Origin of the sequence: Vibrio sp. VPAP30 (genome assembly GCF_001188205.1) — a bacterium.
Lineage (GTDB): Bacteria > Pseudomonadota > Gammaproteobacteria > Enterobacterales > Vibrionaceae > Vibrio > Vibrio bivalvicida.
This window is the reverse complement of sequence record NZ_LBLS01000043.1, coordinates 33004-53129: the sequence shown is the minus strand read 5'-3', so window position 1 is coordinate 53129 and position 20126 is coordinate 33004. Positions and strand designations below refer to the sequence as shown.

Sequence of the window (20126 nt, the reverse complement as noted above, 5' to 3'; positions counted from 1 at the left end):
CGAAGCTAAATTAGAAAGCAAATTGATAGGTGGTTTTATACCTGTATTCCTGTTCTGGGTAGAGAATACAACTTGGTTGCTGCCATTCTGGGTGGTTAGGCGAATCAGGTAAAAATTGGGTTTCCAATGCTACGCCTGCGTAGTCTGCATATTCTTCCCCATCGCGCGCAGGGGTTCCCGCTAACCAATTGCCAGTATAAAGCTGCATTGCGGGCTTATCGGTTAACACTCGCATAGTCACCAAGCTGTCTTCACTAACTAGGCTGGCAACGGGTAATGTTCGGTCTCGGTTTGGCTCAAACCAATAGCTGTGATCATAGCCTTTCGCCGCTTGCTGTTGCTCATCTTGCAACAAGTCTTGCGTAATGCTTTTTGCCACGCGAAAGTCGAATCCGGTGCCACTCACACTTTCCAGCTCACCGAGTGGAATCCCTACATCGCTGGTTGGCAAATAGTAATCAGAACAAACATTCAAAGTATGATGGCGCGCGTCTAACTCGCTGCCCGCTCCATTGAGATTAAAGTAGGCATGATTCGTCAGATTGACTGGCGTTGCTTTGTCGGTGTGAGCAAGATATTCAATCGAGACGCTTCCTTCGTCATCGAGCTGATAAGTGACAGAGACACTTAGATTACCGGGGAAACCTTGGTCACCATCTGGAGATTGGAGACTAAAAGCCACCCTTTGAGCGGTTTGCTCGACAATGTCCCAGCGCAACTTATCAAAGCCAGTGACACCACCATGTAAGCAATTGCCCGCTTGATTCGTCACCAACTGAACTTGCTGACCTTCGAGATCAAAAAGACCATTGGCAATGCGGTTTGCATAGCGACCAACCGTTACCCCCATGTAACTTTGTTGGCACTCAAAGTCAGCCATAGCCCCTACACCAAGCAAGACTTCACGCTGCTCCCCGCACGCCAAAGGTAAACGACAACTGAGCCACGTAGCTCCGATGTCCATCAACACAATGCTAACCCCTCTAGCATTGGTCAATTCGATTAACTGAGCAGGCTGCCCATCATAGGCAGACTGCTTAGTCATACTCTCAAAAAGAGGATGAGCCATCATTTAAGTTACTCCACCACACCCGCGCCATTTTTAGCTTGGCACACGTAGATAGACTCATTCAGTCCAGTCGCAGCTTGATATTGTGCTGCAACCGCCGCTTTTACTGGCTCGACAAGTTCAGGTGGCATAACCGCAACAATACAACCACCAAAACCGCCTCCTGTCATCCGAACGCCACCTTGCTCACCGATCACTTGTTTAACGATCTCAACTAAGGTGTCGATCTCTTTGACTGTGATTTCAAAGTCGTCACGCATAGAGGCATGGGATTGGGCCATCAACTCTCCAATACGCTTCATATCGTGATTACGCAACGCCTCAGCCGCTTCAACCGTTCTGTCGTTTTCGCTGATCACATGGCGCGCACGCTTTGCTACTAACTCATCTAATGCAGACGCCTTAGCATTGAACTGCTCAATAGTGACATCACGCAACGCTTTTACACCAAAGATGCGAGCCGCTTCTTCACATTGCTTACGGCGAGTGTTGTATTCACTATCGACCAATCCACGCTTTTTGTTCGAGTTGATAATCACCACTGACATATTTTCAGGCATTGAAACCGCATGTGTTTCTAGGCTGCGACAATCAAGCAGCATTGCGTGATTCTCTTTACCTTCAGCAGAAATCATCTGATCCATAATGCCGCAATTACATCCGACAAATTCGTTCTCAGCTTGCTGACCATTAAGAGCAATCTCAGCCTGGGAGATTTCTAGGTTGTAAAGCACCTTAAATGTCTGACCAATCACCACTTCAAGCGCTGCTGATGAGCTAAGCCCTGCGCCTTGAGGAACGTTACCACTGACAGAAATATCCGCGCCACTAAACTCGTAGCCGCGCTCTATGAGACACTTCACCACACCACGAATGTAGTTAGGCCACATTTTGTCTTGCTGAAAGGTAATCTCTTGGCTGATATCAAACTGATCAAGCTCATTGCCATAATCAACCGACACAACTCGAACAATATTGTCGTCACGCTTAGCTGCTGCAACGACAGTTTGGTAGTCAATGGCACAGGGTAGAACAAAACCATCATTGTAGTCGGTATGCTCACCGATCAAATTAACGCGCCCCGGTGCTTGGATAATGTGGCTTGGTGCATAGCCCAGCGCTTGTTGAAAAGAAGTTTTTACGTTTTGGATTAGATCAGACATAGTAAATTCTCAGCTTCAATATTTAGTTAGATTCCCAACTCGTTCGTCCCTCACTCTCGAGAATGACTACTTCGCTAATGATTGAGTTTGTCATTCCAGAATCGAGGGACGAGATGTCAGGAATCTCAAATTTTTATCTATTCACTATCGGCAAAATGACAGAGGCTACTGTTCTTTGTAGTGAATATCGCTCAAATCACGTAGACGCTGCGCGGCTTGCTCTGCGGTTAAATCACGCTGACTTTCTGCCAGCATTTCATATCCCACCATAAACTTACGAACCGTTGCGCTGCGTAGCAGTGGCGGATAGAAGAGTGCGTGTAGTTGCCAATGTTCAATATCCGTACCCTGTTCAAAGAAAGGTGCGTAGTGCCAACCCATTGAGTAAGGGAAAGAGCATTGGAATAAGTTGTCATAACGACTGGTGAGTTTTTTGATTGCCACAGCCAAATCATCACGCTGCGTTTCTGTCAGCTCACTCATTCGGCGAATATGCGTTTTCGGCAGTAGCATGGTCTCATATGGCCAAGCCGCCCAGTAAGGGACTAGCGCTACCCAATGTTCGGTCTCCACCACAATACGCTCACCATAGTTCAATTCAGCTTGAACATAATCGACCAGTAAATTGGTGCCCTTTTCTTGATAGTAAGCTTTTAGATTTTGCTCTTTGCGCTCAATTTCATTGGGTAGAAAACTATTCGCCCAAATCTGACCATGCGGATGCGGCTGAGAGCAGCCCATGACTTCGCCCTTGTTCTCAAAAGCTTGCACCCAAACATAGTCTTTACCTAGTTCTTCAATTTGTTCATTCCAGGTATCGATCACGCCACGAATTTTTTCAACGGCAAGCTCAGGTAAAGTTTTGCTGTGATCTGGGGAGAAACAGATAACCCGGCTCAACCCTGTTACACCCTGAGTTTTAAACAATGGATTTTCTGATTCGGGCGCCTCTGGCGAGTCAGTCATCAACGCGGCAAAATCATTGTTAAATACATAAGTGCCTTGGTAATCAGGATTTACATCACCAGAAATACGCTCGTTAGTTGGGCATAAAAAACACTTACCGTCATAGCTTGGCAAATCAGCTGTAGCTGGGGTTTCATCCGCCCCACTCCATGGACGCTTGGCGCGATGCGGTGAAACTAAAATCCACTGCCCTGTCAGCGGGTTATAGCGGCGGTGTGGATGATCAACTGGGTTAAACTCAATACTCGACATATTACTTACTCAACTTTTAAAAATACCTTTGTGCATTCGCCAATGAAATTGGAGTGCAACATTGTTACTCGGGGGAATAGCCGTTAGGGTTTTCTGATTGCCAGCGCCATGTATCAGCCGTCATTTCATCGACACTGCGAGTGGCTTTCCAAGCTAAATCTCGCTGCACTTTATCTGTACTCGCCCAACATTCAGCAATATCACCTAGGCGACGCGGACAGATCTCGTAAGGAATAGGCGCACCACAAGCTGCAGCAAATGCATTTACCATCTCAAGCACACTAGAGCCTTTACCCGTACCTAGGTTGTAAACATGTAAGCCCGCTTTATCGCCAACAGATTTTAGCGCTGCAATATGACCATCGGCCAAGTCCATCACATGAATATAGTCACGGACTCCAGTGCCATCTGGTGTTGGGTAGTCATCCCCAAATACCGCTAAAGATTCGCGTCGTCCCACTGCAACTTGAGCAATGAAAGGCATTAAATTGTTTGGAATACCTTGCGGGTCTTCACCCATGGTGCCTGATGGATGAGCCCCCACCGGATTGAAATAGCGTAGTAGCGTGATGCTCCAATCCTTCTCTGCATTAAAGAGATCACTCAAACACTGCTCGACCATATATTTGCTGCGGCCATAGGGGTTGGTTGTGGCCCCTGTTGGAGAGTCTTCAGTAATTGGCACAGTTTGCGGGTCGCCATACACGGTTGCCGAAGAGCTAAACACAATGCTTTTCACACCAGCTTTACGCATACAACGCGCTAAGACTAAGGTGCCGTTAACATTGTTATCGTAGTACTCAAGAGGTTTTGCCACCGATTCACCGACCGCTTTAAGTCCAGCAAAATGAATAACGGCGTCGATGTCATGCTGTGCAAACACAGAGTCTAGAAACGCCTCGTCTCGGATATCGCCCATGTGAAACTTTGGCTTTTTACCCGTTAATCCTTCAACGCGGCTCAACACTTGTTGTTTTGAGTTAGCTAGATTGTCTACGATAATTGGCTCTATCCCTGCTTCAATCATTTGAACGCAGGTATGACTGCCGATGTATCCCATCCCACCTGTGACTAGAACTTTCACTGTTTGCTCTCCAGATAATCTTGAGCACTAAATACTCAATGCTTGATGTTGGAAAAAGTCTACCAATCAAACCGCATACAGATCCGTGATCAAATTCGCATTGTGTAAACGTTTCCACAAAATCACTCATTAGAGGAGGGAAGATATTAGGCAGAAAATGATTTTAGCTCTGGGCTTAAAATCCCTTCTAATCCCTGTTTTTATTGGTTTTCTAGCTAACCATCTCTGCTGCTTTACACTCAGGGCAAAGCTGACAACAATTTTTACTAAAAATTAGTACTTCATCAGTGTGTTTGTTTACAATAGAGACCAATAGTTAGATTGCCCGCTCAAAAAGGGATGTAAGAACAAATGGCAACACTAAAAGATATTGCAACTGAGGCAGGCGTTTCTTTAGCGACGGTTTCGCGAGTCTTAAACGATGATCCGACACTCAGCGTGAAAGAAGAAACCAAGCACCGCATTCTGGAAATTGCAGAAAAGTTAGAATACAAAACCAGTAGCTCAAAACGTGCTGGACTGGGGAAAAAGCACAATCACCACTTTCTTGCTGTCTACAACTACAAGCAAGAAGCAGAAGTGAATGACCCTTATTATTTGTCGATTCGCCACGGCATTGAGACCCAATGTGACAAACTAGGCATTGAGCTTACTAATTGTTATAACAATGAAGTTTCATTAGAAGGCAGTAAAATTACAGGTGTTCTTTTGGTTGGTCGTAGCCACCCTGAGGTTTTATCTGAAGTAAAGAAACTCACGGAAAATATCTGTTACGTCGACTTTAGTGACTCAGACTCCGAGTATGATTCCGTCGACATCGATTTGGTAAGAATTAGTAAAGAGATCACCGACTTCTTTATTGAACAGGGTTATCAACGTATCGGCTTTATCGGTGGTCAAGATGAACCAAATAGTGCCGATATCCGTGAAGTAGCGTTTGCTGAATATGGCCAGTTAAAAGGAGTGGTGTCGTTAGATGATATCTATCGCGGCGATTTCACTAGTTCTTCAGGGTATGATTTAGCCAAAGAATTGCTCGCTAAGCCGAATTATCCTAACGCACTATTTATTGCTTCTGATTCGATTACTATCGGGGTGCTGCGCGCGATTCATGAGCATGGTCTTAATATTCCGCAAGACATTTCACTTATCAGCGTTAACGATATTCCAACCGCTAAATTTACTTTTCCTTCTCTTTCTACGGTTCGAATTCACTCTGAAATGATGGGCATTCAAGGGGTGAACTTGCTGCTCGAAAAAGCTCGTGACGGCCGCGCCCTACCCTTACAAGTTTATGTCCCAAGTAAACTCAAGTTACGAGATACGACAAAGCATTAATTAACTCTCCTACACAATGATTAAGGCGCTGATTTTCAGCGCTTTTTTATTCTTTTTCGCTCTAATCACTCTACTATTTACCTTAGTTCCCTCACTTTCACTGCTTAATAATCACTCTTTTAATCAGATCACAGCTTTCAGATAATTCAGTCAATAAATCGTGATCAAGTTAAAGTAAAACGTTTTCATTAATTTATTTTAGTAAAACTTTTACTAATATCTTTCCTAGATGCTCAGTGAGCAATTATTTCATTACAACGTCGGCATGATCATTCGATCGTTTTAGCCGAGGGAGAATAAACGTGAACAACTGGGAAAACTTCCTTCATCTACATGAGAATCGTATGGCACCACGTGCTTACTTCTTCTCATACGACTCAGTTAAGACTGCCCAAACATTCCAACGTGAGCTAAGTAGCCACTTTATGCTGTTGAGCGGCCAATGGAACTTCAATTTCTTCACTAACCCAATGTTGGTTCCTGAAGAGTTTTACTCGCAAAAAATGGAACAGTGGGGTCAAATTGCCGTCCCTAATATGTGGCAAATGGAAGGCCACGGTGATCTTCAATACACCGACGAAGGTTTCCCATTCCCAATTGACGTCCCTTTCGTCCCATCAGACAACCCGACTGGTGCTTACCAGCGTACTTTTACTCTGGGTGAAAACTGGAACAACAAGCAAACCATCATCAAGTTTGACGGTGTCGAAACTTACTTTGAAGTGTATGTAAACGGCGCATACGTCGGGTTTAGTAAAGGCAGCCGCCTAACCACAGAATTTGATATTTCTGAGTTTGTGCTGCAAGGTGATAACCTTCTTGCGGTTCGTGTGATGCAGTGGGCTGACTCTACCTATATTGAAGACCAAGACATGTGGTGGACTGCGGGTATCTTCCGCGATGTTTACCTAGTTGGTAAAGAGCAAGTTCACGTCCAAGACCTGACAGTTCGCACTGATTTCGGCGACGATTACCTTGCCGCGACCCTTTCTTGCCAAGTAGAGCTTGAAAACTTGACCACTCTACAAGCTTCAGGTTATTCCCTTGATTACGCCCTAATAGATAAAGGTCAGGTTGTTGCACAAGGCTCATGTAGCAACCTGACTATCGACGACAAAGCGCAGACTCACTTTAAGATTGAAATGGACAGCCCTACTCACTGGACTGCCGAAAACCCCTACCTTTACCAACTGGTTGTAACGTTAAAAGACAACCTAGGTAAAACCCTTGAAGTGATCCCGCAGCGTATTGGCTTCCGCGACATTAAAGTTCGCGACGGCCTGTTCTACATCAACAACCAATATGTGATGCTACACGGGGTAAACCGCCACGATAACGATCATCTAAAAGGTCGCGCTGTCGGCATGGATCGCGTTGAAAAAGATATCGTGTTGATGAAGCAACACAACATCAACTCAGTACGTACTGCGCACTACCCTAATGATCCTCGCTTCTACGAACTGTGTGACATTTATGGTCTATTCGTCATGGCAGAAACCGATGTTGAGACCCATGGCTTTGCTAACGTTGGCGATCTAAGCCGTATTACTAACGATGCAGCGTGGGAAGCCGTCTTCGTCGAGCGCGCCGAGCGTCACGTTCATGCGCAAAAAAACCACCCGTCTATCATCATGTGGTCTCTGGGTAACGAGTCTGGCTATGGCTGTAATATTCGCTCTATGTACGAGGCAACTAAAGCGATCGACGATACGCGCCTAGTGCACTACGAAGAAGACCGTGACGCCGAAGTGGTGGATGTGATTTCAACTATGTACTCACGAGCTCAGCTGATGAACTACTTCGGTGAATTCCCGCATGAAAAGCCGCGCATCATCTGTGAATACGCCCACGCTATGGGTAATGGTCCAGGTGGTTTAACCGAATACCAGAACGTGTTCTACCAGCATGACCATATTCAAGGTCACTACGTTTGGGAATGGTGTGACCATGGCATTCTTGCTCGCGATGAGAAAGGCGAAAGCTTCTACAAATACGGTGGTGACTACGGCGATTATCCAAACAACTACAACTTCTGTATGGATGGTCTGGTCTACCCAGATCAAACACCGGGCCCAGGCTTGAAAGAGTACAAGCAGGTCATCGCACCGGTGAAAATCCGCGCGATTGATGAGCAAGCAGGTAAGTTCATCGTTGAGAACAAACTTTGGTTTACCAACCTCAATGATTACACCATCACCGCTGACATTCGCGCAGAAGGTGAAACACTCCGCACAGTTCAGTTCAAAGTGGAAGAGCTTGCTGCTAACTCAGAGCGTGAGATTGAAATCGCAATTCCTGAGCTTGATGAGCGTGAAGTTTTCATCAACTTCACAGTACGCAAAGATTCTTGCACGCTTTACAGCGCAGCGAACCACAACATTGCACTGTACCAATACCAACTAAAAGAGAACACAGCGACTGAAGCTGCATTTAGCAACCATAACGCTACGCCACTTAACGTAGAAGAGAGTCGCCTCGATTACCTAATCTCAGGTAACAACTTCGCGCTTAACTTCTCGAAGGTAAACGGCAAGCTAACCTCTTGGATTGTCAATGGCGAAGAGCTGATCAAGTCCCAGCCTAAGCTGAACTTCTTCAAACCAATGATCGACAACCACAAGCAAGAACATGAAGGTCTGTGGGAGCCAGCACATCTGCAAATCATGCAAGAGCACTTCCGCACACTAAATGTTGAGCAAGTGAACGGCAAAGTAGAAATCACGACCACCAGCATTATTGCTCCACCAGTGTTTGATTTCGGCATGCGCTGTGAATACCGCTACCAAGTCAATACCGAAGGCCAACTGAATGTTGAACTGAGCGGTGAGCGTTACGGTGACTACCCTCATGTCATTCCAGTGATTGGTTTAGACCTTGGCATCAATGGTGACTTCGACCAAGTGAAATACTATGGCCGCGGCCCTGAAGAGAACTACCAAGACAGCAAGCAAGCCAACATGATTGATGTTTACCAAAGCACAGTTGCTGACATGTTTGAGAACTACCCGTTCCCACAAAACAACGGTAACCGCCAACAGGTTCGCTGGGCCGCACTAACCAATCGCAATGGCACAGGTTTATTGGTTAAACCTCAGCAAGAAATCAACTTCAGCGCTTGGTTCTACACCAACCAAAACCTGCACCAAGCGCAGCATACGATTGAGCTAGAAAAGAGTGGCTACATCACGCTCAACCTAGACCACAAGTTGATGGGTCTAGGTTCTAACTCTTGGGGTAGCGAAGTGCTTGATTCATACCGCGTCTACATGGACGAATTCCGCTACGGGCTGACCTTAGTACCACTACAAGCTGGTGACTGCAGCGCTCAAGTAATGGCACAACACCGCTTTGAACAAGGTTTCTTTACTTCAACTACAGCAAATGAGGCATAACCCATGATCGTGTTAGAGAACTTAGAACAATTCAAAGAGATTTACCGCGATGGTCGTAAGTGGAACCGATGTATCGAAGCGATTGAGAACATATCCAATATCAAGAGCGGTGTCATGTACTCAATTGGCGACTCGCTGGTTTACATGATTGAAGATGGTGTTCCTCATCATACAGACACCTTTGAAGGCAACCGCCGCTACTTCGACGTTCACTACTACCTAGAAGGGACAGAAACCGTAGAGTTCGCTGAGAAATCTCAGCTTAACTTGGTCGATAGGTACCGCGATGAAACCGATCGAGAATACTTCTCTGGCCAAGGTGATAAACGCGAGCTCACAGAAGGCCAAGTCACCATTTTCGACAACAACAAAGCTTACCGTTTTCAGGGAGATAACCGAGTTCGTAAGGTGGTACTAAAGGTCACCATCGAAGACGGCTATTTCCTAAATAAATAAACACAATATACAGGGTCAACACAACTGGCCCAGACAATAACGACTACAAACCCTTAGGTACTAAAGTCACAAAAGTCGATCATAGCGCTGGACTCTAACGCGGCATAACATACTATTCGCGCAGGATGACAGAACGCTCAATAGCAGTGTAACTTTTAGTACCAAAGGAATTGACGTGATTCATCGGAGGACTCTATGTCTGAATCTATGCGCGGCACCATTGGCAAGTTCGCCCTGCTATCGATGACCTTTGCGGCGGTATTTAACGTCCGTAACATCGTAAATAACAATATTGAATTAGGCTTAAGTTCAGCGCCTATTTTCTTACTTGCAACCATCGTTTACTTCATCCCTTTCGTATTCATTATTGCTGAATTCGTTTCAGCGAATAAGAACTCAGAATCAGGCATGTACGACTGGCTGAAAAAACCATTAGGCTCCAAAGCGGCATACTTAGGCTCTTTCTTGTACTGGTTTGTAAACCTATTCTGGTTCGTATCCCTACTGCCTAACGTCATCGCTTATGCTTCGTACGCGATGCTTGGCTACGAGTACACTTTCTCACCTATGGTGACCTCGATTATCTCGATCGTCCTATTTGCAGCGGCCACCCATATTTCCACCAAAGGGGCAAGTTGGCTCGGTAAAATTTCGGAGATCGTCGCTTACGGAGTGTTCGCGCTATTTGCTATCTATGTATTGGGCGCACTCATGGCTCTGGGTGGTAGCGAATACACGCCAGCGGAACCTATTACAATGGAAGCAATGAGCCCAACCATCAATTGGGCGACACTAGGTATTATGTGTTGGATCTTCCAAGCAGCTGGTGGAGCGGAAACCGCTGCCGCTTACCTAAAAGATGTCAAAGGTGGTCAAAAATCCTTTATCAAGGTGATCATTATGGCAGGTGTTCTGATTGGTGCCATGTATGCTATTGGCTCACTACTGGTTAACGTTTTTGTTCCTCGTGAAGAGCTGACTTACGCCGGCGGTATGGTCGAAATCTTTACCGGCATGGCCCAATACTTCGAGATATCAACCTTAGTTGTCGGCCGATTTGTTGGTATCGTTCTATTTATCGCAATGTTCGGCTCTATGATGATGTGGACAGCAGCACCTGTGAAAATCCACTTCTCTGAAATTCCCAAGGGGGTTTACGGTGAGAAAACAACCGAACTCAATGAACACGGCGTGCCAGTGCGTGCTGCATGGTGGCAATTTGCTTTCGTTGTGGTGATGTTGATTGTCAACGGCTTCGGCTCGGAATCAGTTCAAGATATGATGAACCAAGCAATCAACTTAACCGCGGGCACAGCAATGCTTCCGCCAATCTTCATCATGGCGGCTTACTTCGTCTTCCGCCTCAAACATGATGATACGCCGCGTGATTTCCGTATGGGTTCACGCAAGTTTGGCATGAGTGTGGTCTCGGTACTGATCGCTATCTTTGTGGTAAGTATGACAGCATCTGCCTTCCCAACCGGCGTTGACTTGGTACGTGCCTTCTTCATCAACGTGTTTATGACCGCAGTGTTCTCTGGCCTTGCGTGGTGGTGGATTTCTCGCTTTGAGAAAAAACAGGCAAACAACAACATCAAGTTACAGACCGCCAAACAACCATAACGATTAGTTGTAAAATCACTAACAATGTAAAAGCCCATACCATATTGGTATGGGCTTTTTAAACGAACTTAAGCGCAATACTGACTCATAAACAGCTTAGCAGTTTGCTCTGCCAGAACCCTCGCCTCTTGCTTGGTCAGCGATGGCTTCATACTAAGTACCTGCGGCCAGAAAGCACTACCTTTAACCAAGCTGTGCAATTGCGTGCTCGCGACAACGACATCATCAATCGCAAGCGTCTGCTGCTCTGCCTGCTCTTGCAACCAACGAAACAATGCCGTCTCTTGTTTAGACATCTTCTCTTGTTGCTCTTTCAGCTCATCGGGCTTGTGGAAGAAATAACTCAATGCCACTTTAGCCAGCTCAACATAGTGCGGTTCAGTCACAACATTGATTTCGCTTTCTAGCAAAGCAACAAGCTGCTGTTCTAAAGTCAGTTCAACAAGCCCTGTGATTTCATGCTCTGCCATTGAAGTTCGCCACAGTTCAGCCAGTAGTTCCATTACGATCGCTTCTTTGGATTCGAAATGGTTATAAACCGTTCGCTTAGAGACCTCAGCCATGGCAGATAGCTTATCCATACTGGTATTTTGCACACCAAATTCCTGAAAAGCTTGTTTCGCCGCTAGCAAAATAGCCTCACGTTTTATTTCGCTACGACCTTTCTTTCTAACTTTCATAGAGTTAACGATCCTACTTCATTGCGCTGAGATCTATTTTACACCAAGCAGTTTACTTTAAAAGCAAAGCATGTAAACTACACCGTATAGTTTACTTTAGGATAGTCACTATGAAACGCACAATGTTAGCTACTGTAGGAGCGATAATTATGACCACCTCAATCATCTCTTGTTCTAGTTCAGATAAAGCTTCGGGTAAGCAATATCCTGAGAAGTTTGCCAACACCGAGCTTGAATACAAAAGCGGCTTTGGTGACATCCTAAAGATCGCGAAAGCCTATTTCACAACCGAACGTTTGAATCCAGCGCCAAGCTTTGATTTACCCGTACATGCGATTACCACAGAGCAACTCGCTAATGAACAGCAAGATGTTCTATACCGCCTAGGGCATTCGAGTATTGCGCTGAAGATTGATCAGCAGTTAATCCTGACTGATCCGGTGTTTAGTGACCGTGCATCACCAGTACAATGGGCAGGGCCAAAGCGTTTCCATCAACCACCTATTTCGCTACAAAAGCTACCAAGTATTAATGCAGTACTGATCAGTCATGACCACTACGATCACTTGGATAAAGCATCGATCAAAGCGCTGAAAGAGAAAGTGGCCGTGTTTATTGTGCCGTTAAAGATAGGACAAACCTTGAGAGAGTGGAATGTTCCTGAAGAGAAGATAGTTGAGCTTAACTGGTGGGAGTCCCATGTGCACAATGGCGTGGAATATGTGCTGACTCCAACCCAACACTTCTCTGGACGCGGACTAACTGATCGCGACGGCACTCTATGGGGAAGCTGGGTGATTAACGGTCAGCAGAATAAAGTCTTCTTTAGTGGTGACTCTGGCTACTTCTCAGGATTTAAAGAAATTGGTGATAAATATGGGCCATTTGATTTCACCATGATAGAAACTGGAGCTTACAATAGCTTATGGGCGGACATCCATATGTTCCCTGAGCAGAGTGTTCAGGCGCACATTGATCTTAAAGGTAAGGTGATGATGCCAATTCACAACGGCACCTTTGATCTCGCTATGCATGATTGGAACGAACCAATGCAGCAAGCGATGGAGATTAGTGAAAAGCGCGGTGTCACCATGGTCAGTCCTGAGTTTGGACAACGTGTTGAACTCAACGAGCCACTAAAACTCAAACCTTGGTGGAACCTATAAGGACGAACAGGGTAAGTGATCGAGGCCAAATACGGATTAAGGGGAAGTGATGAAACGGTTGTATCTCGTCATAGTGTTAGCGATGTTGGCTACTTCTGCAGCTGCCAGCATTCAAAATGATGTAGACAGTTTAATCAGCAAGATTGAGCAATCATCCTGTACTTTTTATCGAAACGGAAAGGCCTATACCCCGACTGAAGCCGCTGAGCATATTAAAAGTAAGTGGGATTATGCCCAAGATGAGGTCGAAGATATCGAGACCTTCATTAGCGAAGTCGCATCCAAAAGTTGGTTCACTGGTAAACCTTATATGGTCGAATGTGGAACACAACAAATCACAAGTCAGCAGTGGTTACTTCAACTCACCCAAAGTGACACCACTCAATAAATGTCATAGACACCCTAAGCTCCCGTGAGGTGCTTTTTCTTTTCCTTCCTTTCACCAACTTCGCCTTCCACGAACAGAAAACCGTCCGATGGGATCAGTTGTTACGATTTAGCCAAGCTATAGTAAGTACCCATGTAGGTGGCCACCGCATCATTCTCTACAGTTGAATTAATAAGGTTAAATCTGATGATAAAGTTAGATTCCCTCGCTCCGATCCTATTTCTGGTGATGTGGAGCAGTGGTGCGGTTATTGTAAAACTTGGATTGCAGTTCTCTTCTGAATGGAGTTTTCTAGCAATACGTGCGGTGATTTCTTTGGCGAGTATCAGCATGATATGTTTAATCGCCAAGTATCTTTTCAATACTCAATTTCTTAAGCCGAGCAAAGAAGAATTAAAAATCGTCTTGTCGGTCGGCTTACTGCTACAAGTGCTATACCTAGCATTCTATATTCTAGCGATCGCTACAGGTATGTCTCCTGGCTTAGTGACTTTAGTTTTAGGCATCCAGCCTTTAATTACACCATTGCTCTGCAAGCAAAAAGTCAGTCGTACTAAATTAGTCTTACTGAGTTTTGGTTTCACTGGGCTCTCTATTGCCATTGCTGGTGCGCAAAGCCTCGACAACGTTGAATGGATAGGGATACTGTTTTCGGTTTTGGCACTCCTCTCCCTCACAATGGGAACCGTCAAGCAAGCTTGTGTGACAATGAATTCATTTCAAGCTATGTGGTATCAATGTGTTTTATCGAGCATTGTGTTTTTCGCTCTTAGCGTGAGCACTGAAGGTTATATTGATTGGCAGCCAGAGTTTGTATTCTCAGTCTTGTGGATGAGTTTGGTGGTTTCCGTCGGGGCACTCTTACTGCTGATGTACATGGTAAAACGGGACAGCTCTGATAAAGTCAGCATACTATTTTACGCAATCCCCATGCTAACCTATCTGTTTGATCATCTGTTGTTCGGTACGACGTTAACACCTTTGACTATGCTTGGTATGGCTATCGTCGCCATTTGCATTGTTTTATATCGTCGTCAGCCGAGACTTACTCGTGGACGCGATAAGCTTTCGGTGGCAAGCCAAAATAACCACTAAAGCTACGCGTAAAGGAAGATGGGTTACTAAAGCCCACTTCCTCAGCAATCCGGCCAATCGGCATATCGGTGTTGATTAACAAGGTACGCGCTTTTTCCATACGTAGCTTAGTTAAATACTTAAGTGGGGAGAGCTGTACTTCTTTGTTAAATAGGTACTTAAACTGAGTCGCACTTAAGCAGGCAACTTTAGCAAGCTCTTCAATAGAATGACTCTTAGCGATGTCTTGATGAAGGTACTGGATACTGTTTTTGATCCTCATATCCATTTTGCTACTGGAGCACTGGCGGGCTAATAGTTCAAACAGCAGAGACAACATGTTCTCTTCCAGTTCTCCTGAAATATCTTGCTCAAGCTGTTTTTCAATAAAACTGAGATACTGATGTGTTGCTTCATCCAGTGCCAGAATCGGATGCTCTAGCTCTAGCTCTAGCTCTAGCTCTAGCTCTAGCTCTAGCTCTAGCTCTAGCAATGGTGTAGGCAACTCATTGACATCAATCACCAGAAAACGAAAGTCTTCTCGTGCTCGAAACTCATGGTAGCAACCAGACAGAATCACCACACAATCGCCATAAGAGACAGTTGCCGCCTGTCCATCTAAGGTCAAATCGATAAAGCCACGCAAAGGTAGCAAAACCTGATGATGGCTATGACTATGCCCATTAGAGGAGCGGCTATATGCTCGAACTGTTATTTTGCCACTCAATATAACCTCGCTTACTTTTACCATTATTTATGTTCTCTGTATAACTCAACACTAACTAACAGTTCGAAGACTAGTTGTTCCCTGTCAAAGTATCTCACTAATCTCGTTCAAATCTAAAAAAAACTCAATAAGTAAAATTTTACTAAACACACATCACACATTAACTAAAGATCATTTAGTGCAACTTAGATTGATCGATAAAATTATCATCAGCTAGTGCGCAAAGTTGATCATACGCCTATAGAGCACACCCCAACAGAATCAACCAATCTCACTAAGCAAATTCATACACAATTAGAAGTGACTAAAATGAAATTACATTTTACTAAAACTATTTTATCCGGGTTAGTTCTTGCTGCTGTTAACGTGCACGCTACTGAAAGCGAAGCCAACCACAACACCACTCAACCACCACAAGCAAGCTCACCAGAACTGAGCTTCGACTTCTACGGTGAATTGGGAATGGGTGGTCATGTTGCTCTGGAGGGGGACGACAAAGGCCGTTACGCCGACGGTACTTACATTGAAGGTGGTTTGGCGATTGAATATGGTAACTGGTTTGGTCTGGCTTATATGGAAGGCTGGACAGTTCAAGCGGATTCTGAGGGTAACGCCTGGGCGACTGGTCACGGCTGGGGAGGCTTCGAAGGTGGTTTTAACCGCTTCTATGCTGGCTACCGTACAGATGGCAACACAGAATTTATGGTTGGTCGTATGGACTCTTCTCTGGATGACATCCAATGGTGGGGAGACGCGACGGTAGAGTACGGTTACGTAATATCTAATACACGCGACCTATTTGTAGGTGCAAAAATCCAAAATATAGAAGGCAAACTCCGCTACAGCATTTCAGCTGCACCTGAGTCTGACTTCTCTGAAGATGACTCATGGGTGAACTTTGGTAAATACGACCGCTTTGCTGATCAGTGGATCGACAAGAACGCAATGGTTAACGGTTATATTCAATATGATATCGCAGAAAACCTCACACTTTTAGGTGGTGCTGAAGTTCGTAACAACGATGGCGGTGAGCTATTTCTATTGGGTGTTGAATACAAAAATGTTGCAGCACGTGTATGGCACGACACCGATAAAGGCAACCAAGTTTCTGACGGTACTGAATCTGGCTTCATGACCAGTACTTGGTACGAAGCTACTCCAGGCGTCTATCTATCGGCAGCCTATAACTACGCAAGCTTCAAATCTGATACTGCAGAAGACGAAATCACATCCTACATCAACGCTGGTGTTTGGTGGGAATACGGCAACGGTGTATGGGCAACAGCCGTCGATAGCCGCTTCGCAGTTGGTAACGACAATGTTACTGGGGACGCTCAACTTTTCGCAATGCAATACTTCTACTGGTAAACCGAGGATTAATTCATGACTTTACGTAAAACGCTTATCGCTTTAGCCGTTGGTTCTGTTGTCACGCTATCTGGCTGTAACGCGCTTACTTCTTCAGACGCGCAACGACAAGCGAACGAATTCAAAAACGTCATTGATCGTACTGGTTCGCCAGAATACATGCGCGATTACGACTTTGATGATCACCAACGCTACAACCCATTTTTCGATTTAGGTGCATGGCACGGTCACTTGCTGCCAGATAACGCAGACGGTATGGGCGGCTTCCCAGGTACAGCGCTATTAACCGAAGAATACATTAATTTTATGGCTAACAACTTCGACCGCCTAAGCGTGTACAAAGATGGCCAGAAAGTGGCGTTCGAAATGGAAGCGTACAGCCTACCTGGTGCGCTGGTTCAAAAACTCATATCCAAAGATGTGACGGTTGAAATGACTATCCGTTTCGCTTCAGACCGCACGTCTTTATTAAAAACAAAAATCACCTCTGACACACCTGTAGAACTTGTGTGGGACGGTGAACTGCTTGAGAAATACCATGCTAAAGAAGGTGAACCTCAATCAGATAAGACCATTGATGAGCAATACCCAGATTACAACCGTACGATTATCGCAACAGACAATGGCCTAAAAGTAACGTTTGGCAAAGTTCGCTCTACCTGGGATCTACTGACTTCTGGTGCGTCTGAGTATCAAATCCATAAATCCATCGATATGGAAACGGAAGTTGATGGCCATCGCTTTACATCTAAAGCGAGCGTAAACGGCTCAACGACGATCTACACCACTTACACACACGTGTTAACCGCGCAAGAGAATCAAACTGAGCAAGCAAACATTGCTGCGATTCTAGACAACCCTGAATCTTACCTAGACGCCTCTGCGCAGCGCTGGGAAAACTACCTAGATAAAGGGCTAAGCAATCCAAGTGCCACACCCGCGCAAGAACGTGTGGCAGTCAAAGCGATGGAAACATTGAACGGTAACTGGCGTGGTGTAGCTGGTGCAATGAAGTTTGACTCTGTCACACCTTCTGTTACTGCTCGTTGGTTCTCTGGCAACCAAACTTGGCCGTGGGATACGTGGAAACAAGCCTATGCAATGGCTCATTTCAACCCAGATGTTGCTAAAGACAATATTCGCGCCATGTTCGCTTATCAAATTCAAGCCAATGATCCAGTACGCCCATGGGATAAAGGCTATGTGCCAGATTTACTGGCTTACAACTTAAGCCCTGAACGTGGTGGTGATGGCGGTAACTGGAACGAGCGTAACACTAAACCAAGCCTTGCGGCATGGGCTGTAATGGAAGTGTACAAGACCACTGGTGATAAAGCGTGGATCGAGGAAATGTATCCTAAGCTAGTGGCTTACCACGACTGGTGGCTACGTAACCGTGATAACAATGGTAACGGCGTTCCTGAGTACGGTGCAGCTGTCGATAAAGCGCATAACACACCAGAAGGTGAAATGTACTTCACCGTCGTACGTGGCGACGAGCACGAGACCATAATTGGCAAAAATGCACTTGCTGAAGTCATGGAGAAAGGCGACTACGATTACATCGAGAGCCCAGCTCAAACGGCTGCCTCTTGGGAATCTGGCCGTGATGACGCTGCTGTGTTCGGTTTCATCGACAAAGATCAGCTAGATGCTTATGTTGCCGACGGTGGCAAGCGTAGTGATTGGGACGTTGAGTTTGCACAAAACCGTGCGGAAGATGGCACTCTACTGGGTTACTCATTGCTGCAAGAGTCTGTTGACCAAGCAAGCTACATGTTCAGCGATAACCAATACCTAGCGGAAATGGCCGACATGTTAGGTAAAGAAGCAGAAGCAAAAGCGTTCCGCGCGAAAGCGAAACACCTAGCCGATTACATCAACACCTGTATGTTCGACGAAAGCACTGGTTTCTTCTACGACATCCGTATTGAAAATCAGCCGCTTGCCAACGGTTGTGCGGGTAAGCCTATCGTAGAGCGTGGCATGGGCCCTGAAGGCTGGTCTCCACTGTTTAATGGCGCTGCAACCCAAGAGCATGCAGACGCAGTCGTCAAAGTGATGAAAGATACAAAAGAGTTCAACACTTACGTTCCACTGGGAACAGCCGCTTTAACCAACCCAGCCTTTGGTCCAGATATTTATTGGCGCGGCCGCGTATGGGTCGATCAGTTCTACTTTGGTCTTAAGGGTATGGAGAAGTATGGCTACCGCGACGATGCGGTTGAAATGGCTAAAGCCTTCTTTAACCACGCTGATGGCTTAGTGGAAGATGGCCCAATCCGCGAGAACTACAACCCACTATCGGGCGCTCAACAAGGTGCACCGAATTTTTCTTGGAGCGCGGCGCATCTGTATATGCTCTACAACGACTTCTTTACTGACAGTAAATAGTCTAGAAAAGGGAGCCAATTGCAACTTGGCTCCCTTAACTCAAAGTACTCATATCTGTATACACTAGCTCACCACCGAAGCTACCATTTTTCTAATCCAAGCGCTCTTCTCTTCATACTGATTTGCCTTTAAAAACAATAAACGAATATCAAAGTCAGGAATCTCAATCGGGCTAGCGATCGCTTGCAGATCATGGCTGTACATTTCCATCTCGGCAAAGCGTTTAGGCACAATACACAGCAACTCTCGCCCGAGTAACAAACGCCGAATCGTAAGAAAGTTGCGTGAAGCCACCCCAACTCTGCGCTCATAACCTAACTTAGTGAGACGCTTATCAACCTGAGTTTGTAAGCTACCGTCTGGACTAACGAGGGCATGTTCATAGCCAACAAAGTCTTCAAGGCTCATCGGTTCACTCGTGGTCACGGAACTAGGATCAAACAAACACAGGTGTTGCTCGGTATAAAGATGCTCTGAGAGGAAACGACGGTTAAGGTTTTCAATGCTGCCAATCACAACATCCAAGCCTTTACTCTCTGCAATCTCAACGTAATTACTGCGGTTAACGTTAAAAAAGTTCACTTGCGAGTTCGGTGACTGCTGCTTGATCGCATCATATAGAGCCGGAGCAAATAGCTGCTCTGCGTAATCGGTTAAGCCTATTTTCCATACTCCCGAATAGCCATTGGCTGTGAAATGCTTCTTAACCAGTAAGTCGTTCTTGATACTGCCCAGTAAGCTGTCGATTGTCGGAGCAATCTCTTGAGCGTGTTGTGTGGGCTCCATTTTCGCTCCAACCCTCTCGAATAGAGGATCTTCAAAAAGCATACGCATTCGCTGCAAGGTATGACTCATTGCCGACTGACTAACAAAGCACTGCTCTGCAGCCGCGCTGACACTGTTGGTCTGAAACAAGGCTTGAAAAGCCACCAGCAAATTGAGGTCGACTCCTTTCCAATTAAACTCTTTCACTCACCTAATCCCAT

16 protein-coding genes are annotated in these 20126 nt (G+C 45.6%); 9 read left to right on the top strand and 7 right to left on the bottom strand.

Annotation, left to right across the window (positions count from 1 at the left end; all coding sequences use genetic code 11):
• Nucleotides 1–10: 10 nt before the first annotated feature.
• The 4 genes from galM to galE form a co-directional block, all read right to left on the bottom strand.
• Entirely contained in the window at nucleotides 11–1069 is a 1059-nt protein-coding gene (gene galM, locus ZX61_RS20595; protein WP_049846989.1) for a galactose-1-epimerase, read from the bottom strand.
• An 8-nt stretch (nucleotides 1070–1077) separates the two neighbouring features.
• On the bottom strand, nucleotides 1078–2232 hold the full coding sequence (gene galK / locus ZX61_RS20590; protein ID WP_049846464.1) for a galactokinase: 1155 nt from the start codon (nucleotides 2230–2232) through the stop codon (nucleotides 1078–1080).
• A 165-nt stretch (nucleotides 2233–2397) separates the two neighbouring features.
• Nucleotides 2398–3450 (bottom strand): UDP-glucose--hexose-1-phosphate uridylyltransferase, encoded by a 1053-nt coding sequence (locus ZX61_RS20585; protein WP_049846463.1) that lies wholly within the window; start codon nucleotides 3448–3450, stop codon nucleotides 2398–2400.
• Between the two features lie 64 nt (nucleotides 3451–3514).
• Complete coding sequence (gene galE / locus ZX61_RS20580; protein WP_049846462.1) at nucleotides 3515–4534, bottom strand: UDP-glucose 4-epimerase GalE; 1020 nt, start codon at nucleotides 4532–4534, stop codon at nucleotides 3515–3517.
• A gap of 351 nt (nucleotides 4535–4885) precedes the next feature.
• On the opposite strand from galE, the gene ebgR reads away from it, so the two are divergent.
• The 4 genes from ebgR (at nucleotide 4886) to ZX61_RS20560 (ending at nucleotide 11343) form a co-directional block, all read left to right on the top strand.
• The gene (ebgR, locus tag ZX61_RS20575; RefSeq protein WP_049846461.1) at nucleotides 4886–5872 is read left to right on the top strand and encodes a transcriptional regulator EbgR; all 987 of its coding nucleotides are present in this window, start codon (nucleotides 4886–4888) and stop codon (nucleotides 5870–5872) included.
• Nucleotides 5873–6174: 302 nt separating this feature from the next.
• A complete protein-coding gene (gene ebgA, locus ZX61_RS20570) occupies nucleotides 6175–9264 on the top strand; it encodes a beta-galactosidase subunit alpha (protein ID WP_049846460.1) in 3090 nt (1029 codons plus the stop codon).
• Nucleotides 9265–9267: 3 nt separating this feature from the next.
• Nucleotides 9268–9720 carry a beta-galactosidase subunit beta gene (locus tag ZX61_RS20565; protein WP_049846459.1) on the top strand — a complete coding sequence of 151 codons (453 nt, stop codon included), beginning with the start codon at nucleotides 9268–9270 and terminating at the stop codon, nucleotides 9718–9720.
• Between the two features lie 195 nt (nucleotides 9721–9915).
• On the top strand, nucleotides 9916–11343 hold the full coding sequence (locus ZX61_RS20560; RefSeq protein WP_049846458.1) for an amino acid permease: 1428 nt from the start codon (nucleotides 9916–9918) through the stop codon (nucleotides 11341–11343).
• A 68-nt stretch (nucleotides 11344–11411) separates the two neighbouring features.
• Here the strand turns inward: ZX61_RS20560 and ZX61_RS20555 are convergent, their stop codons facing one another.
• A complete protein-coding gene (locus ZX61_RS20555) occupies nucleotides 11412–12023 on the bottom strand; it encodes a TetR/AcrR family transcriptional regulator (protein WP_049846457.1) in 612 nt (203 codons plus the stop codon).
• A gap of 149 nt (nucleotides 12024–12172) precedes the next feature.
• On the opposite strand from ZX61_RS20555, the gene ZX61_RS20550 reads away from it, so the two are divergent.
• The 3 genes from ZX61_RS20550 to ZX61_RS20540 all read left to right on the top strand — a co-directional run bounded on the left by ZX61_RS20550 (nucleotide 12173) and on the right by ZX61_RS20540 (nucleotide 14672).
• Nucleotides 12173–13189: an MBL fold metallo-hydrolase gene (locus ZX61_RS20550; protein WP_049846456.1), complete on the top strand. Its 1017-nt coding sequence runs from the start codon at nucleotides 12173–12175 to the stop codon at nucleotides 13187–13189.
• A 49-nt stretch (nucleotides 13190–13238) separates the two neighbouring features.
• The gene (locus ZX61_RS20545; RefSeq protein ID WP_049846455.1) at nucleotides 13239–13577 is read left to right on the top strand and encodes a DUF5329 family protein; all 339 of its coding nucleotides are present in this window, start codon (nucleotides 13239–13241) and stop codon (nucleotides 13575–13577) included.
• Nucleotides 13578–13763: 186 nt separating this feature from the next.
• Nucleotides 13764–14672 (top strand): DMT family transporter, encoded by a 909-nt coding sequence (locus ZX61_RS20540; RefSeq protein ID WP_049846454.1) that lies wholly within the window; start codon nucleotides 13764–13766, stop codon nucleotides 14670–14672.
• Here the strand turns inward: ZX61_RS20540 and ZX61_RS20535 are convergent.
• On the bottom strand, nucleotides 14623–15402 hold the full coding sequence (locus tag ZX61_RS20535) for an AraC family transcriptional regulator (RefSeq protein ID WP_235431368.1): 780 nt from the start codon (nucleotides 15400–15402) through the stop codon (nucleotides 14623–14625). The two genes, ZX61_RS20540 and ZX61_RS20535, sit on opposite strands and share 50 nt — an antisense overlap.
• 285 nt (nucleotides 15403–15687) lie before the next feature.
• Between ZX61_RS20535 and ygjJ the strand changes: the two genes are divergently transcribed.
• Both ygjJ and ygjK read left to right on the top strand, forming a co-directional pair.
• Complete coding sequence (gene ygjJ, locus ZX61_RS20530) at nucleotides 15688–16746, top strand: protein YgjJ (RefSeq protein ID WP_049846987.1); 1059 nt, start codon at nucleotides 15688–15690, stop codon at nucleotides 16744–16746.
• A 15-nt stretch (nucleotides 16747–16761) separates the two neighbouring features.
• Complete coding sequence (gene ygjK / locus ZX61_RS20525; RefSeq protein WP_049846453.1) at nucleotides 16762–19140, top strand: alpha-glucosidase; 2379 nt, start codon at nucleotides 16762–16764, stop codon at nucleotides 19138–19140.
• Between the two features lie 63 nt (nucleotides 19141–19203).
• Here the strand turns inward: ygjK and ZX61_RS20520 are convergent, their stop codons facing one another.
• Nucleotides 19204–20112 (bottom strand): LysR family transcriptional regulator, encoded by a 909-nt coding sequence (locus ZX61_RS20520; RefSeq protein ID WP_049846452.1) that lies wholly within the window; start codon nucleotides 20110–20112, stop codon nucleotides 19204–19206.
• Between the last annotated feature and the right edge of the window lie 14 nt (nucleotides 20113–20126).